Raw genomic sequence first — 15,139 nt, 5'->3', positions numbered from 1 at the left:
TCGGTCCGAAATAGGAGCAGGCAGGAGGCGCAATGACCGTACTGGACGACTACCGCCTGGAACTGGGCGAAGGGCCGGGCTACGACCCGGCCAGCGGACTGGCCTGGTGGTTCGACATCGTGGGCCGCAGGCTGTATACGCGCGCTGACGCCGGCCGGGGCTGCGGCGGGGCCACGCAGGTGGCCGGGCTGCCGCTGGCGGCCAGCGCCATGGCCATCACCGAGGACGGCGCCCGCCAGCTGCTGCTGGCCGAGAACGGGCTGTACCTGCGCGATCCGGTTTCCGGCGCGCTGGACCTGCATCTGCCGCTGGAGGCCGACAACCCCGCCACCCGCTCGAACGATGCGCGCGTGCACCCCTGCGGGGCCTTCTGGATCAGTACCATGGGCTGGCAGGCGGAACCCGGCGCCGGCAGCATCTACCACTACTACCGGGGGCGGGTGCAACGGCTGCGCGACGGGGTGACGATCCCCAACGCCATCTGCTTTGCGCCGGACGGGCGCATCGCCTATTTCGCCGACACCGCGCGCGGCGTCGTCTTCCGGGTCGCGACCGATCCCGCCACCGGCCTGCCGCAGGGCGCGCCGGAACCGTTTCTGAGCGGGCTGGACGGCGGCCCAGACGGCGCCGTGACCGACGCCGCCGGCGCCATCTGGATCGCTCTGTGGGGCGCCGGCCGGGTCGCCGGCTTCGCGCCCGACGGCCGGCCGGTGGGCAGCATCGAGCTGGGCGCGGCCCAGGTCAGCTGCCCCGCCTTCATCGGCGCCGACGCGCGCAGGATGCTGGTCACCAGCGCCCGCGCCGGGCTGGACGATGCGCAGCTGCGGGCCTCGCCCGAGGCGGGCGCGACCTTCTGCGTGGACCTCGGCTTCGCCGGCAGATTCGATCCCAGGGTGGCGCTGTAGGTCCGGCCCGCGGACTTGTCCGGCGTCAAGGTTTGCGCCGGCCCGGGCTTTCCCGGATGCGCCGGGGCCGCACACCGGGGCGGCCCTGCGCTACGATGGGTCACGCGTGCTAGGTTGCCGCATTCGAGGAGGGTCCATGGGAACCGCGAAATACGATCATCCCGGCTACGTCGCCGACACCGGCGCCGAAGGCAAGTACCACGTGGGAATCTGGTGCCCCCACGGCTATCCCGCCCATATCCACATCGGCCGTCCGGCCGAAAGCGGCGATCCCCAGGCGCTGCTGCGGCTGCGCATCCCGGACGGCGTGTTCCAGTCGCTGCCGGACGATCCCGAAACCCTGTGCCGGCGTGCGCTGGGCCAGGCGCTGGACGCCGGGCTGCTGCCGTCGGTCTCGGTGGACGGCGAGTACCAGGAGCTGCGCTTCCAGCTCGACGCCGAACCCTGGCCGGGACCGATGCTGGCGGCCGTCCGCAACTAGCTCTTGGCAGGGCAGGGCGGCGAAGTTGCCCACAATGATTGTGGACAAGCCTTGGGATAGCCCTTGTGCATGTCGGCTTTTCCCTGCCATTACAACGACTTGGCGCTTGCGCTCAATAAACGCCCTGAGGGGCGTTTATTGCGTCCGGGCAGGGCTGTGCGACAATCCTGGCCCGCGGCGCGCGCCGCATTCTCTTCCGGTTTCTCTCCCATGCACCGTGCCATGCCCGTCCGTTTCGCCGGCCTGAAGGCGCTTGCGCCATGAGCGCGCCGCACACGGACGATCCGGCGGCGCCGGCCGCCCGGCGCGTCGCCGTCATCGGCGGCGGTCCGGCGGGCCTGATGGCCGCCGAACGCTTGAGCGCGCACGCGGTGCAGGTGGACGTGTTCGACGCGATGCCCTCGGTCGGGCGCAAGTTCCTGATGGCCGGGCGCGGCGGCCTGAACCTGACCCATAGCGAGGCGGCCGGCCCGTTCCTGGCCCGCTACGGCGCGCGCGCGCAACAGGTGGCGCCGTGGCTGGCGGCGCTGGACGCCGACGGCCTGCGCGACTGGGCCCTCGGGCTCGGCATCCAGACTTTCGTGGGTTCGTCGGGCCGTGTTTTTCCAGAGGAAATGAAAGCGGCGCCGCTGCTGAGGGCCTGGCTCGCGCGGCTGCGCGCCAGCGGGGTGCGGCTGCACATGCGGCACCGCTGGCTGGGCTGGCCGCCCGGCGCGTCGCCGTCGGCCGGCGCGCTGCGCTTCGATACGCCCGCCGGCGAGCAGGCCTATGCCGCCGACGCCGTGGTGCTGGCGCTGGGCGGCGGCAGCTGGGCCAGGCTGGGATCGGACGGCGCGTGGATGGCGGGGCTGCAGGCCCACGGCGTGCAGACCGCGCCGCTGCGGCCGGCCAACTGCGGCTTCGATGTGGCGTGGTCGGATCACTTCCGCGAGCGCAACGCCGGCCAGCCCGTCAAATCCGTGGCCATGGCCTGCGAGACGGCGACCGGCCGCGGCCCGTTCCGGCAGGGCGAATTCGTCATTTCCGAGACCGGCATCGAAGGCAGCCTGGTCTACGCCTTGTCGGCGCCCCTGCGGGACCGTATCGAGGCCGGGGGCGAGGCCCGCGCCATCCTCGACCTGCTGCCCGACTGGCCGCAGGAAAAAGTGACGGCCGCGGTGACGCATCCGCGCGGCGCGCGGTCCATGTCCAGCCACCTGCAGAGCCGGCTCGGGCTCAAGGGCGTCAAGGCGGGCCTGCTGCGCGAATGCGCGGCGGCCGAGGACTTCCGCGATCCGGCCCGGCTCGCCCTGCGCATCAAGGCCTTGCCGCTGCGGCTGGCGCGCGCCCGTCCCATCGACGAGGCCATCAGCACCGCCGGCGGCGTGGCGTTCGAGGCGCTGACGCCCGCGCTGATGCTGCGGGCGGCGCCCGGCGTGTTCTGCGCGGGCGAGATGCTGGATTGGGAAGCGCCCACCGGCGGCTATCTGCTGACGGCGTGCATGGCCAGCGGCGCCGTCGCGGCGGACGGCGTCGTGGCGTATCTGGAGGAAACCCGGCCCGCGGCCGGCTGAGGATCAGGACCGGGAGGGCGAGGACGCCATGCCGGCCGGCGCGCGCGGCGCGAGGTCGCCGACCACGTGGCCCACCACGGGCGGGCCGCCCTCGGGCTGCGTGATGATGCCGATCACCCGGGTGACGGACTGGGTCTGAATGCGGCTGCCCTGGGCAGGGTCCTGCACCAGTTGCCAGATGGCGGCGTCGTCGCTCTCGGATTCGGCATCGTCGTGTTGCGGAACGCCCAGGCAGTTGCGAGCAAAACAGGACCAGTCTTCCGCGCTGCACGGCAGGCCATGCGCAGTGGCCAGGCGGGCCAGCGCCTGGGGGGCGTCGGCCTGGCTGGCGGCGTGCTGGGCGGCGGCGCCCAGCGTCACATCCAGCGACAGCAGCCGGAGAAACTCTACGACATTGTCCGTGTTCATTCTGCGTCTCCTGCCTGCTACGGCTGTTTTGATTCTGAGCCTGCCTGGACCGGCGTGCGGGCGTTCATCCCGCCTGTCCCAGCATGGATACCAATGATTGTTTCAGGCGTGCCGAAAAAATAGGTACCGTATGGGATACCCCGTTGCGGTCCACGCCTTCCTTGAGTTCGACAGTCTGTCCGAGAAAAATATCCGGCGCCGCGCCGATTTCGTTGTACCGGACCAGCAGTTCGTCCACGTCGCGCTGGGCGTCGTCCAGCGTGCCGCTGGAAGCGAGCTTGCCGGCGGCGTGAGCCTGCAGGATCCGGTGCAGATCGTCGATGAACAGCGCCAAAGCCGCCTGTCCACGGCATTCGGGCTGTTCCCAGCCCCAGCCTTGCGGGGAGGAACCGGGACGCTGCGATACATGTTTCTTGATCATTTGCGAATGCTAATCCATTGCCGGCAATTTCGCGACAGGCGCGGCGTTGCGCCCGCGCAAAGCGGCCCGTCCACAAGGTGATGCGCAAATTGGGGACTTTGCGGTATGCTGATTTCGCCTTCCAAGCCCGACAGGAGATGTTCATGAAAAACAAAGTCTTTCTCGTCATGCTGCTTTCGATCGCCGCGCTATCGGCGGGCTGCAACACGGTCGCGGGCGCTGGCAAGGACATCCAGCGCGGCGGCGAAAAGATCGAAGGCGCCGGTACCAAGTAGCGCCGCCAGCGTCAGCCGCGCTTTGGCCAGAGGCCGTGCGTGAAATGCCCAGCATTTCACGCGCGGTTTTTTTTTCGCCGCCGGGCGGGCCCTGGAAGCGGGAATGGCTGGGGCATAATCTTGCAATCCGAATCTATCTCTGAGCGGGAAGTGTCATGCGCAAGTCTGTGTGGGTGGGAGTGGCGGTCGCGGCCTTGTTGGCCGGCTGCGCAAGCAGGGGGGTCTACGAGTCCGATGCCGTATTGAAGGAGACCTTCGTCGTCAATACCAACTACGAGGCGGCGTTTCGCCGCGCCGGCGAATACGTGCGCGTCTGCCACGTCCAGGTGCAGCACGCCTACAACGTCGCCTATGCCTGGCGCAGCGTGAAGGGCGAAAAGGGCGCGCCGGACGAGGTGCAGCTCTATAAGGTGACGGAGCCGGCCAAGGTGCTGGAGCTGATCACCGCCGAGACCGACACGCCTTCCACCTCCAAGGTGACCGTCACCGTGCTGGGCGAGGACCGCTGGGACCAGGCGGAGCTTGCCGCCGCCAAGGCCTCGATCCAGAGCGCGACGCCCGTCTGCCGCCAACGCTGAGCGACCATGGACGCCCGTTCCCAGCAGATCCGCGCAAGCGCCATGTCGTTCTCCCTGCTGGCGGGGGCGTTCCGCTTCCTGGGCTGGCTCAACGGCGGGGCGGCGCTGGTGGTGACGGCCTTTCTGCTGGGCATCGTGGGCGGCGAGGTCGCCGCGCCCGACCTGCAGCTGCCGCTGGAACTGCTGCTCGGCGGCCTGCTGGCCAGTTGCCTGGGCCTGTTGTTCGCCTACCTCGCGCAGGTCAGCCTGTTGCGCCAAGGCTACACCGGACATCTGACGCGGGCTCATCTGCCCGCGCAGCTTCTGGCCATGTTCTGCTACCTGCTCAGCGCGCTGGCCTTCTGCGCCGCGTGCTGGGTGGCGGCCGCGCAGGCGGTGGTGGACCCTCCGCAGATGACGGCGGCGCTGAGCCCGCGCTGAGCCGACTGCCTCGGGGTTTACCCGTGTGCGCAAAAGTGTTGGACTTGAGTTTGTGTTGAGAATAATATGCGCGTTGCGTATATAAATCCTCTGTCTCGGGGCCCGTCATGACCATTTCCCAGCAAGCCTTCCTGCGTGACGCCATGCGGCGCCTGAACCTCACGCGCGACGTTTTCGCCACCCGCATCGGCGTCAAGCGCCGCGCCCTGGATACCTGGCTGCTGCCAGAGGGCTCGCAGGAATTCCGCGCCATGCCGGAAGTGGTGCAGCGCTTCGTCACGGAAATCGTGCAGAACGGCGTTTTGCTGGAAAAATATACGCAAAGCGTACAAGAAGGGCCTCTGCGTGACCGTATCGCGGTGGAAGGCAAGCACCAGCTGCTGTCGGTGGACCAGTTCACCCGCGAATCGGTCGAAGACCTGTTCCGCGTGGCCGACATGATGCAGCCCATCGCGCGTCGCCAGAAAGTCTCGCGCGTGCTCGAGGGCGCCGTGCTGGGCAACCTGTTCTTCGAGGCCAGCACGCGCACCCGCGTCAGCTTCGGTTCGGCGTTCTGCCGCCTGGGCGGTTCGGTGTGCGACACCACCGGCTTCACCTTCTCGTCCATGGCCAAGGGCGAATCCATTTACGACACCAGCCGCGTCATGAGCGGCTACGTCGACGCGATGGTCATCCGCCATCCGGAGCAGGGCTCGGTCGCCGAGTTCGCGCGCGCCACCAACATTCCGGTGGTCAACGGCGGCGACGGCCCGGGCGAACACCCCAGCCAGGCCCTGCTCGACCTGTACACGATCCTCACCGAGTTCTCGCGCCTGGGCAAGCTGCTCGACGGCGCCCACATCGCGATGGTCGGCGACCTGAAGTACGGCCGCACCGTGCATTCGCTGATCAAGCTGATGGCGCTGTACAAGAACGTGAAGTTCTCGCTGGTCTCGCCCAAGGGCCTGGAAATGCCGGCCTACATCATCGAGCAGGCCAGCCGCAACGGCAACATGATCGAGCAGAAGAGCTCGCTGGCCGAAGGCCTGGCCGGCGCCGACGTGATCTACGCGACGCGCGTGCAGAAAGAGCGCTTCGCCAACGAAGAGAACGAAGGCTACACGCCCGACTTCCAGATCAACCGCGCCATCATCGACGCCTATTGCAGCCCCGAGACCATCGTCATGCACCCGCTGCCGCGCGACAGCCGCCCGGGCGCCAACGACCTGAGCGTGGACCTTAACCACGATCCGCGCCTGGCGATCTTCCGCCAGACCGACAACGGCATTCCCATCCGCATGGCGATCTTCGCGGTGCTGCTGGGCGTGGAAGGCCTGGTGCAGCACTCGATGCGCGACGTGACGTGGCGCCATCCCTCGCACGTCGGGCCGGACGATTCGGCTTTCCACGGCCTGGATTGATCCCCGACCGGTGAAATAGTCCTGCGGCACGGTCGGGCAGTCGGCCGGGCCGCCGCGATTTGAAGCATAATCCGCGCTGGTTTTTGTCTGCCGCGTGTCGCATTCTGCTCCCGGGGCACGCCTTAGCCCTCGGGGGGATTATTCATGTCTATCAGCAGCTTCGGCATTCCGTCTTCTCCGGATCGATCCGAGGCCATGCCTGCCCAGGCCTGCTACCTCAGCGCGTCGCACGAAGCGGCCTGGGTGGCGGTCTACCAGTCGGTCGACGCCTATACCCGTGGCCAGGTCGCCGCGGTGGTGGGCGACAGCCTGCCGCAACTGGTCGATACCTTCTATTCCGTGCTGCTGGCCGACGCCGAAGCCGGCCCGCGCCTGTCCCATGACATCGTGGCCACGCGCCTGCACAGCGGCATGACGCACTGGCTCAAGGGCCTGCTGTGCGTGCGCGGGCAGGGCGACATCGGCGCCCTGATGGCCACGCAGAAGAAGGTGGGCGAGGTGCACGCCCGCGTCCACATTCCCATGCACCTGGTGATGGTGGGCGCGCGCATCCTCAAGAACGAGATCGCGCAGCGCCTGCGCGCCAGCGACCTGGACGGCCTGGCGGCCTCCGTGGCCACGCAATACGTATGCAATCTGTTCGACCTGGCGGTCGAGCAGATGAGCCGCGCGTTCATGCGCGACGTCAGCCGCGGCGCGCGCAACGACGAAGCCTACCGGCTGTTCGCGCTGGGGCAGAACATTTCCACCGAACGCGAACGCCAGCGCGCCGCGCTGCTGGAATGGAGCCAGGCCGTGCTGATCGGCCTGCACTATCGCGCGCCGGGCCAGGCGCTGCCGCGCCTGGCCGCTTCCGAATTCGGGCTGTGGCTGCAGCACAAGGGCGCGGCGATGTTCGAAAGCGCGCCGGCCCTGCAGCAGATCACCGAGGCCGTCGCGCAACTGGATCGCGACGTGCTGCCGCGGCTGATGGACGGCGCGGCCGCGTCGATGACGGACCACGTGCGTGAACTGCAGGAACTGGTGGCGCGCATCAAGCACCTGCTCAACGGCCTGTTCGACATGGTGGCCGAGATCGAGAGCGGCAGCGACCCGCTGACCAACGTGCTCAACCGGCGTTTCCTGCCTTCGGTGGTCAGCCGCGAAATCTCGATCGCGCAGCGCCAGCGCACCGAGTTCTCGGTGCTGCTTTTGGATATCGACCATTTCAAGGCCATCAACGACCAGCACGGCCACGCCGGGGGCGACCAGGTGCTGCGCCAGTTCGCCCAGGTGCTGCACCAGTCGTGCCGCTCCAGCGACTTCGTGTTCCGCTATGGCGGCGAGGAATTCCTCATCGTGCTGGTGGACGCGGGGCGCGAAGCCGCGCTGGCCACGGCGCAGAAACTGGGCGCGGAGGTCCGCCGCCAGGAATTCAGCGTGGCCGAGGCCGGCCCGCTGCGGATCACGGCCAGCATCGGCGTGGCCACGTTCGATGGCCACCCCGATTACGCGTATCTGATCGATCGCGCCGACAAGGCGCTGTACCGGGCCAAGCAGGCCGGGCGGGACCGCAGCGAGGCTGCGTAGGACGGGTGTAGCGCGAGAATTCTTGAGCTAGATCTCAAACGTCAAGCGCGCGGAACCCATCAGGCAGCGCCAACCGCGGCCTTCAGACCTTCTTTTCGCCGCCCAGCGCGTCGACCAGCTCGGCCATCATCTTGGCCAGTTCGCCCGTCATCAGCATCATGTCGGAATCGAACTTCTCGTCGTCGTTGGCGGCCATGCCTTCGTTGCCTTCCTTCAGCACGTCCAGCGGCGCGACGCGCTTGATGTCCAGGCCTTCGGTCAGCACGAAGGAGATGCGGTCGGCCCAGGTCATGGCCAGGCGGGTGCACTGCTTGCCGGACTGGATGTGGCGGCGCACGTCGTCGGCGTCGATGGAGTGCTTGACGTAGCGGATGGCCGCGCCGCTTTCGCCCGAGGAGCGCAGTTCGGTGTCCTGGTCGATGGAGAAATTGACGGGGGCTTCGTCTTCGGCCAGCCAGCCGGTCATGGCCGAGGCGGGCGACTGGGCCACGTACAGGTTCTCCAGCGGGAACGGATCGACGGTCTTGGCGAGCAGGCCGATGACTTCGTCGGCCTTGGCCGAGGCCGCGGCGTCGATCACCAGCCAATGGTTCTGCGTGTCGATCCACACGCGGGTGTCGCGGTATACGCTGAAGGCGCGCGGCAGAAGCTCGTCGGTGACGCGCTCCTTGATTTCCTTCATCTGCTTGCGGCCCGGCTTGTAGCCTTGCTGCTCTTCGATTTCCTGGGCGCGGGCCTTGGCGACCTGGTTGACCACGGTGCCGGGCAGCAGCTTCTTTTCGGCGCGCAGGCTGAGCAGGATCTGGCCGTTGACCACGTGGGCCAGGCCGCCGTTTTCACGCGGAGGCACCCAGCCCAGGCTTTGCATTTCCAGGTTGTTGCCGCTCTGGTAGGCGTGCCGCGCCAGCGTTTCTTCAAGCGGCTCGCCGATCAGCGTCCACGGCGAGGAGAGGCGATAAATCTTGAGATTCTTGAACCACATGAGCGTCGGCCAAAAGGGGTGATTCTATACGACGCGCAGGCTTTGCCGAAGCGCTGCAATACGGAAGCGCGATGCGACACCTTCTGTCACTGACAGCCGCCGGCCTATGCGCTAATGTCCGCGGCAGCAACGTCGCACTGGAGATAACAAATGAAGATCGTTGGCGTCATCCTGATCGCCCTGGGCATCGCCGCCCTGGCTTACAAGGGCTTCAATTACAAATCCGAAGAGACCGTGCTGCAGATCGGATCGGTCAAGGCCACGGCCGAGACCGAGAAGTCGGTGCCGATCCCCGCCTGGGCCGGCATCGCCGCCATCGTGGCGGGCGTGGTGGCGCTCGGCGTGGGCATGCGCCGCTGATTCCAGCAGGCGCGGGCGGCCGGCATGCCGGCCTCGAAATGGCGGCCCCTTGCGGGCCGCCATTGTCGCTTGCGTACGCCCGGAACAAAAAAAGCGGCCCGGCTCAATAAAGGCCGGGCCGGTACGGGAGCACACGATGCCGCGTCATAAAAGGCTCGCGGGGAACGCGGCATCGGTGTCAGAACACTGGCCCTGCAATCGCCCGACAGGGGGATCAATCGTCGGTCGATCTTGCGCAAGACCGTAATCTGAGCGCCCAGTCTAATGGCGCGGGTCTGACATGGTCCTGAATCTGCGGCCAAAAAAAAAGCTCCCTGTTAAGGAGGAGCTTCTAAAGGCCGGGCGGGCGCAGCAGTCCCGTCCGGCGGGGGATGGAAGGTTCAGGCGTTGATGTCGTTATCCTTGGTTTCGCGGATGAACAGGGTGCCGATGACCAGCGTCATGACGGCGATGATGATCGGGTACCACAGGCCGTCATAGATATTGCCGGTCGCCGCGACCACCGCGAAGGCCACCGGGGGCAGGAAGCCGCCGAACCAGCCGTTGCCGATGTGGTAGGGCAGGCTCATCGAGGTGTAGCGGATGCGGGTCGGGAACATCTCCACCAGCATCGCGGCGATCGGGCCGTACACCATGGTCACGTAGATCACCAGGATGGTCAGCAGCACCACGACCATGACCTTGTTGGTCTGGGCCGGATCGGCCTTGGCCGGATAGCCGTGGTCGCGGATCGCGGTGGTCAGCGCCTTGTCGAGTTCGGCGACCTTGGCCTTGAATTCGGCCGGCGGCAGGGACTTGCCGTCGAACGAAGCGAACTCGTCATTGCCGATCTTGACCTTGGCGACCGAGCCGGCCGGCGCGGACTGGTTCTCGTAGTTCACGGAGTTGCGGGCCATGAACGACTTGACCACGTCGCACGAGCTGGTGAAGGACGAAGTGCCCACCGGGTTGAACTGGAACGAGCACGTGGCCGGATCGGCGATCACGGTGACCGGGGCCGAGGCCTGGGCCTTTTCCAGCGCGGGGTTGGCGAAGTGGGTCAGGCCCTGGAAGATCGGGAAGTAGGTGACGGCGGCGATCAGGCAGCCGGCCATGATGATGGGCTTGCGGCCGATCCTGTCCGACAGCGCGCCGAAGATCACGAAGAACGGCGTGGCGATCAGCAGCGCGATCGCGATCATGATGTTGGCCGTGTTGGCGTCGATCTTCAGGGTCTGCGTCAGGAAGAACAGGGCGTAGAACTGGCCGGTGTACCAGACCACGGCCTGGCCGGCGGTCAGGCCCAGCAGCGCCAGGATCACGACCTTCAGGTTCTTCCATTGGCCGAACGATTCGGCGATCGGCGCCTTGGAACCCTTGCCTTCTTCCTTCATGCGCTTGAAGGTCGGCGATTCGTTGAGCTGCAGGCGGATCCACACCGAGATGCCCAGCAGGATCACCGAGATCAGGAACGGAATGCGCCAGCCCCAGGCCTTGAAATCGTCTTCGCCCATGAACGTGCGGATGCCCAGGATGACCAGCAGCGACAGGAACAGGCCCAGCGTCGCGGTGGTCTGGATCCACGAGGTGTAGAAACCGCGGCGGCCGTGCGGCGCGTGTTCGGCGACATAGGTCGCCGCGCCGCCGTACTCGCCGCCCAGCGCCAGGCCCTGCAGCAGGCGCAGGCCGATCAGGATGGCCGGGGCGGCGATGCCGATGCTGGCGTAGCTGGGCAGCACGCCGACCAGGAAGGTCGACAGGCCCATGATCACGATGGTGACCAGAAAGGTGTATTTACGTCCGACCAGGTCGCCCAGGCGGCCGAACACCAGCGCGCCGAAAGGCCGCACGGCGAAACCCGCCGCGAAGGCCAGCAGCGCGAAGATGAAGCCCGCGGTGGGGTTCACGCCGGAGAAGAAGTGCTGCGCGATGATGGCCGCCAGCGAGCCGTACAGGTAGAAGTCGTACCACTCGAAAACCGTGCCCAGCGACGACGCAAAGATGACGCGGCGCTCATCCTTGGTCATTGGGCGCGGACCCGCGGAAGGGCCGCGGCCTGCCATGGTTGTTGTGCTCATGATGTCTCCTCGTTTTGTTGCCGGCGGTGGTCCGCCGTGCATTGCCCTCCGCCGGCGGCACCGACATCGAGAGCTATGTGCAACATTGGGGGGCAAGGCTGACGGGGTTCTGACGGAACCCTTACTTGGATCTTAAAATTGAAACAAAATGATTCTGCCGCGGGGGGCGCTAGGGATACTCCTAGCTGTCCAGCGGCTCCGGCGAGTCGTCATAGGACGGGAAAATCACGCGCACGCGCATGCCGGGCAGGGAAGAATGCGCCGTCGGATGGTCATGGATCTCGACGCTGGCCTGGTGCTTCTGCGCGATCTCGCGCACGATGGCCAGGCCCAGGCCGCTGCCGTCGGACAGGGTGCCCAGCACGCGGTAGAAGCGGTCGAACACGCGCTCGCGTTCCTCGGGCGGGATGCCGGGGCCGGAGTCCTCCACCTCCAGCACGGCATGGCCGCGCAGCGACCGCACCCGCACCGTGATGTGGCCGCCGCGCGGCGTGTAGCGCAGCGCGTTGTCCACCAGGTTGTTGAGCAGCTCGGCCAGCAGCAGGGGATTGCCGTTGATTTCGACCGGCGCGTCGGCGCCTTCGAAACCCAGGTCGGTGCTGAGCGACAGCGCCTGCGGCACCCAGTGCATGGCCTGCTCGTAGGCGATGGCGTTGAGGTCGGTGCGCGCCATGCCGATGGCGCTGGGATTCTCGGCGCGGGCCAGCAGCAGCAACTGGTTCACCAGGCGGGTGGCGCGTTCCGAACCGGTCACCAGCTGGCGCAGGCTGGACTGCATTTCTTCCGGGCTGGCGTCGCGCAGGGCCAGTTCCGCCTGCGTGCGCAGGCCGGCCAGCGGCGTCTTCAACTGGTGCGCGGCGTCGGCGACGAAGCGGCGCTGCGCCTGCACGTTGGACGAGAGCCGGTCCAGCAGGTCGTTCATGGCCGCCACCAGGGGCGCGATCTCGGACGGCGCGGCGCGCTCGTCGATGGGGGAAAGATCGTCCGGCCGGCGCGCGCGCAGCCGCTGCTGCAGCGCGTTCAGCGGGGCCACGCCGCGCGACAGCCCGAACCACACCAGCAGCACCGCCACCGGCAGCACCACGAACTGCGGAATGATCACGCCCTTGATGATGTCGTTGGCCAGCTGGGTGCGCTTTTCGACGGTCTCGGCGGCGATCAGCAGCGCCGGCTGCGTATTCGGCAGATGCAGGTCCACCCAGGTGAACGCCAGCCGGATGCCGAAGCCGCGCAGGGTGGCGTCCTCGTATTGCACCTGGCCGGGCTGGGGCTGGCCCACGCTGGACGGCAGGGGCAGGGCGCGGTCGCCGCCCAGGTATTCGCCGCGGCTGCCCAGGGCCAGCCAGAACACGCTTTCGGTCTCGTCGGCGTGCAGCACTTCGCGCGCGGCGTCCGACATGCGCAGCACGGCGCGCCCGTCCTGCGCATGGACCTGCCGGGTCAGCACGTAGAGATTGTTGGCCAGCGCGCGGTCGTAGGGCACGTTGGCGATGTTCTGCGCCACCACGTAGGTGATCGCCACGCTCATCGGCCACAGCAGGAAGAGCGGCGCCAGCATCCAGTCCAGGATCTCGCCCAGCAGCGAGCGCTGGGGCGGCGCGAAGCTCGGGCCCTTGGACCCGGCCTGCATGACATCCAGTGCTTCCTGATTGAGCGCTTCCGGATGCGCGGGATCAGCTTGCGAGGTAGGCCGCACCCTGGTCCCGCTCAAGACAATAGCCCAGCCCGCGCACGGTCACGATCTTCACGCCGCTGGGCTCGAGCTTCTTGCGCAGGCGGTGCACATAGACCTCGATGGCGTTGGTGCTGACTTCTTCGCCCCATTCGCAGAGATGGTCGACGAGCTGGGTCTTGCTGACCATGCGGCCGCTGCGGGTCAGCAGGATTTCGAGCAGGCTGACTTCGCGCGCCGACAGGTCCAGCGTCTGGTCGTCCACCATGGCCACGCGGCCGGTCTGGTCGAACACCAGCCGGCCGTGCTTGAGCAGCGTGGCGCCGCCGCCGGCGCCGCGGCGGGTCAGCGCGCGCACGCGGGCCTCGAGCTCGGACAGCGCGAAGGGCTTGGCCATGTAGTCGTCGGCGCCCAGGTCCAGGCCCTTGACGCGCTGCTCGATGCTGTCGGCGGCGGTCAGGATGAGCACGGGCAGGGCGGAGTTGCGGGCGCGCAGCCGGCGCAGCACTTCCAGCCCGGCCAGCTGCGGCAGGCCGAGATCCAGGATGAGCAGGTCGAAAGCCTGGGCCGCCAGCGCCGAATCGGCCGCCAGCCCGTCGCGCACGGCATCCACGGCGTAGCCGTTGTGGCGCAGCGAGCGGGACAGGCCGTCGGCCAGGATGCTGTCGTCTTCGGCGATCAGGATACGCATGGGCTACAGTAGAAGAAACACGGTCCGGCGCTGCGGGGACGAAACGCCGGGCTCGCCTGGGATTCTGGCATATGGCTTGCGGCTTGCCACTCAGGGTATACGTGCAAAACAGTGGCACACTGTTTTTTTGTACAGTACAATCCGATGCCATAATCTAGCTCCGCGGCAAAACCCGCAATCCCGCCGAACCAGCATCACCCCGCTACAACATACGTTACAGACCACGTCACAGACGGGACTACAGACAGGACTTTACATGGACGACAAAACCACCAAGGCCGCCGCTTCGGAAAAGGCCAAGGCGCTTGCCGCCGCGCTTTCGCAGATCGAAAAGCAGTTCGGCAAGGGCTCGATCATGCGCTACGGCGACAACGAGGTATCGCACGACATCCAGGTGGTTTCCACGGGGTCGCTCGGGCTGGACATCGCGCTGGGCGTCGGCGGCCTGCCGCGCGGGCGCGTGGTCGAGATCTACGGTCCGGAATCCTCCGGCAAGACCACGCTGACGCTGCAGGTCGTGGCTGAAATGCAGAAGCTCGGCGGCACCTGCGCCTTCGTCGACGCCGAGCACGCGCTCGACGTGCAGTACGCCGCCAAGCTGGGCGTGAACCTGTCCGACCTGCTGATCTCGCAGCCGGACACCGGCGAACAGGCGCTGGAAATCACCGACGCGCTGGTGCGCTCGGGTTCGGTCGACCTCATCGTCGTCGACTCGGTGGCGGCCCTGGTGCCCAAGGCCGAAATCGAAGGCGAAATGGGCGATTCGCTGCCCGGCCTGCAGGCGCGCCTGATGAGCCAGGCGCTGCGCAAGCTGACCGCCACCATCAAGAAGACCAACTGCATGGTCATCTTCATCAACCAGATCCGCATGAAGATCGGCGTGATGTTCGGCAACCCCGAAACCACCACCGGCGGCAACGCGCTCAAGTTCTACTCCTCGGTGCGCCTGGACATCCGCCGCATCGGCTCGATCAAGAAGGGCGACGAAGTCGTCGGCAACGAAACCCGCGTCAAGGTCGTCAAGAACAAGGTCGCGCCGCCGTTCAAGCAGGCCGAGTTCGACATCATGTACGGCGCGGGCATCTCGCGCGAGGGCGAAATCATCGACCTGGGCGTGGCCGCCAACGTGGTGGACAAGTCCGGCGCCTGGTACAGCTACAACGGCAACCGCATCGGCCAGGGCAAGGACAACGTCCGCGAATACCTGAAAGAGCACAAGGAACTGGCCATCGAGATCGAGAACCGCGTGCGCGAGAACCAGGGCATCGTGAGCCGCGCGGCCGAATTCGTGCCCACGGCCGAAGACACGGCCGAGTAAGCCGTCGGTCGGCGGGTCCTGCCCGCCGCCGATCCGGCCCACAGACTCG

16 protein-coding genes are annotated in these 15,139 nt (G+C 67.2%); 10 read left to right on the top strand and 6 right to left on the bottom strand.

Going from position 1 to position 15,139, the window contains the following annotated elements; genetic code table 11:
* The first annotated feature begins 32 nt into the window (after positions 1-32).
* The 3 genes from AC1IQ6_RS19880 to AC1IQ6_RS19870 all read left to right on the top strand — a co-directional run bounded on the left by AC1IQ6_RS19880 (position 33) and on the right by AC1IQ6_RS19870 (position 2,939).
* Entirely contained in the window at positions 33-905 is an 873-nt protein-coding gene (locus AC1IQ6_RS19880; protein WP_111827017.1) for an SMP-30/gluconolactonase/LRE family protein, read from the top strand.
* Between the two features lie 136 nt (positions 906-1,041).
* Positions 1,042-1,386, top strand: coding sequence for a hypothetical protein (locus tag AC1IQ6_RS19875; protein ID WP_102774767.1), 345 nt, complete (start codon positions 1,042-1,044; stop codon positions 1,384-1,386).
* Positions 1,387-1,646: 260 nt separating this feature from the next.
* On the top strand, positions 1,647-2,939 hold the full coding sequence (locus AC1IQ6_RS19870) for a TIGR03862 family flavoprotein (RefSeq protein ID WP_485865201.1): 1,293 nt from the start codon (positions 1,647-1,649) through the stop codon (positions 2,937-2,939).
* A gap of 3 nt (positions 2,940-2,942) precedes the next feature.
* Here AC1IQ6_RS19870 and AC1IQ6_RS19865 read toward each other — a convergent pair whose 3' ends face one another.
* A complete protein-coding gene (locus tag AC1IQ6_RS19865; protein WP_102774765.1) occupies positions 2,943-3,347 on the bottom strand; it encodes a hypothetical protein in 405 nt (134 codons plus the stop codon).
* Positions 3,348-3,411: 64 nt separating this feature from the next.
* Positions 3,412-3,768, bottom strand: coding sequence for a hypothetical protein (locus AC1IQ6_RS19860; RefSeq protein ID WP_102774764.1), 357 nt, complete (start codon positions 3,766-3,768; stop codon positions 3,412-3,414).
* Between the two features lie 143 nt (positions 3,769-3,911).
* Between AC1IQ6_RS19860 and AC1IQ6_RS19855 the strand changes: the two genes are divergently transcribed.
* The 5 genes from AC1IQ6_RS19855 (at position 3,912) to AC1IQ6_RS19835 (ending at position 8,010) form a co-directional block, all read left to right on the top strand.
* Entirely contained in the window at positions 3,912-4,043 is a 132-nt protein-coding gene (locus AC1IQ6_RS19855) for an entericidin A/B family lipoprotein (protein ID WP_485865200.1), read from the top strand.
* A 155-nt stretch (positions 4,044-4,198) separates the two neighbouring features.
* Positions 4,199-4,621, top strand: a complete 423-nt coding sequence (locus tag AC1IQ6_RS19850) for a BPTD_2524 family lipoprotein (RefSeq protein WP_102774763.1) — start codon at positions 4,199-4,201, stop codon at positions 4,619-4,621.
* A gap of 6 nt (positions 4,622-4,627) precedes the next feature.
* Complete coding sequence (locus AC1IQ6_RS19845) at positions 4,628-5,041, top strand: hypothetical protein (RefSeq protein ID WP_102774762.1); 414 nt, start codon at positions 4,628-4,630, stop codon at positions 5,039-5,041.
* Positions 5,042-5,148: 107 nt separating this feature from the next.
* On the top strand, positions 5,149-6,441 hold the full coding sequence (locus AC1IQ6_RS19840; RefSeq protein ID WP_111827019.1) for an aspartate carbamoyltransferase: 1,293 nt from the start codon (positions 5,149-5,151) through the stop codon (positions 6,439-6,441).
* Positions 6,442-6,585: 144 nt separating this feature from the next.
* Complete coding sequence (locus AC1IQ6_RS19835) at positions 6,586-8,010, top strand: diguanylate cyclase (RefSeq protein WP_102774760.1); 1,425 nt, start codon at positions 6,586-6,588, stop codon at positions 8,008-8,010.
* 82 nt (positions 8,011-8,092) lie between these two features.
* On the opposite strand, the gene AC1IQ6_RS19830 is transcribed toward AC1IQ6_RS19835, so the two are convergent.
* Complete coding sequence (locus AC1IQ6_RS19830) at positions 8,093-8,992, bottom strand: recombination-associated protein RdgC (RefSeq protein ID WP_102774759.1); 900 nt, start codon at positions 8,990-8,992, stop codon at positions 8,093-8,095.
* Positions 8,993-9,142: 150 nt separating this feature from the next.
* Here AC1IQ6_RS19830 and AC1IQ6_RS19825 point away from each other — a divergent pair, with 150 nt between their 5' ends.
* Positions 9,143-9,352: a hypothetical protein gene (locus AC1IQ6_RS19825; protein ID WP_102774758.1), complete on the top strand. Its 210-nt coding sequence runs from the start codon at positions 9,143-9,145 to the stop codon at positions 9,350-9,352.
* 380 nt (positions 9,353-9,732) lie between these two features.
* Here the strand turns inward: AC1IQ6_RS19825 and AC1IQ6_RS19820 are convergent, their stop codons facing one another.
* From AC1IQ6_RS19820 to AC1IQ6_RS19810, 3 genes are all read right to left on the bottom strand, one after another.
* Complete coding sequence (locus tag AC1IQ6_RS19820) at positions 9,733-11,394, bottom strand: MFS transporter (protein ID WP_168202309.1); 1,662 nt, start codon at positions 11,392-11,394, stop codon at positions 9,733-9,735.
* 196 nt (positions 11,395-11,590) lie between these two features.
* A complete protein-coding gene (locus AC1IQ6_RS19815; RefSeq protein WP_111827080.1) occupies positions 11,591-12,967 on the bottom strand; it encodes a sensor histidine kinase in 1,377 nt (458 codons plus the stop codon).
* Between the two features lie 115 nt (positions 12,968-13,082).
* Positions 13,083-13,772, bottom strand: coding sequence for a response regulator transcription factor (locus AC1IQ6_RS19810; RefSeq protein ID WP_006393745.1), 690 nt, complete (start codon positions 13,770-13,772; stop codon positions 13,083-13,085).
* Between the two features lie 256 nt (positions 13,773-14,028).
* Here AC1IQ6_RS19810 and recA point away from each other — a divergent pair, with 256 nt between their 5' ends.
* A complete protein-coding gene (gene recA, locus AC1IQ6_RS19805; RefSeq protein WP_102774756.1) occupies positions 14,029-15,090 on the top strand; it encodes a recombinase RecA in 1,062 nt (353 codons plus the stop codon).
* The last annotated feature ends 49 nt before the right edge of the window (positions 15,091-15,139 follow it).

The organism is Achromobacter sp. MUI-25009338 (genome assembly GCF_057359325.1).
Note: the sequence above shows the minus strand (reverse complement) of the source record. Positions and strands in the feature narration are given on the sequence as shown.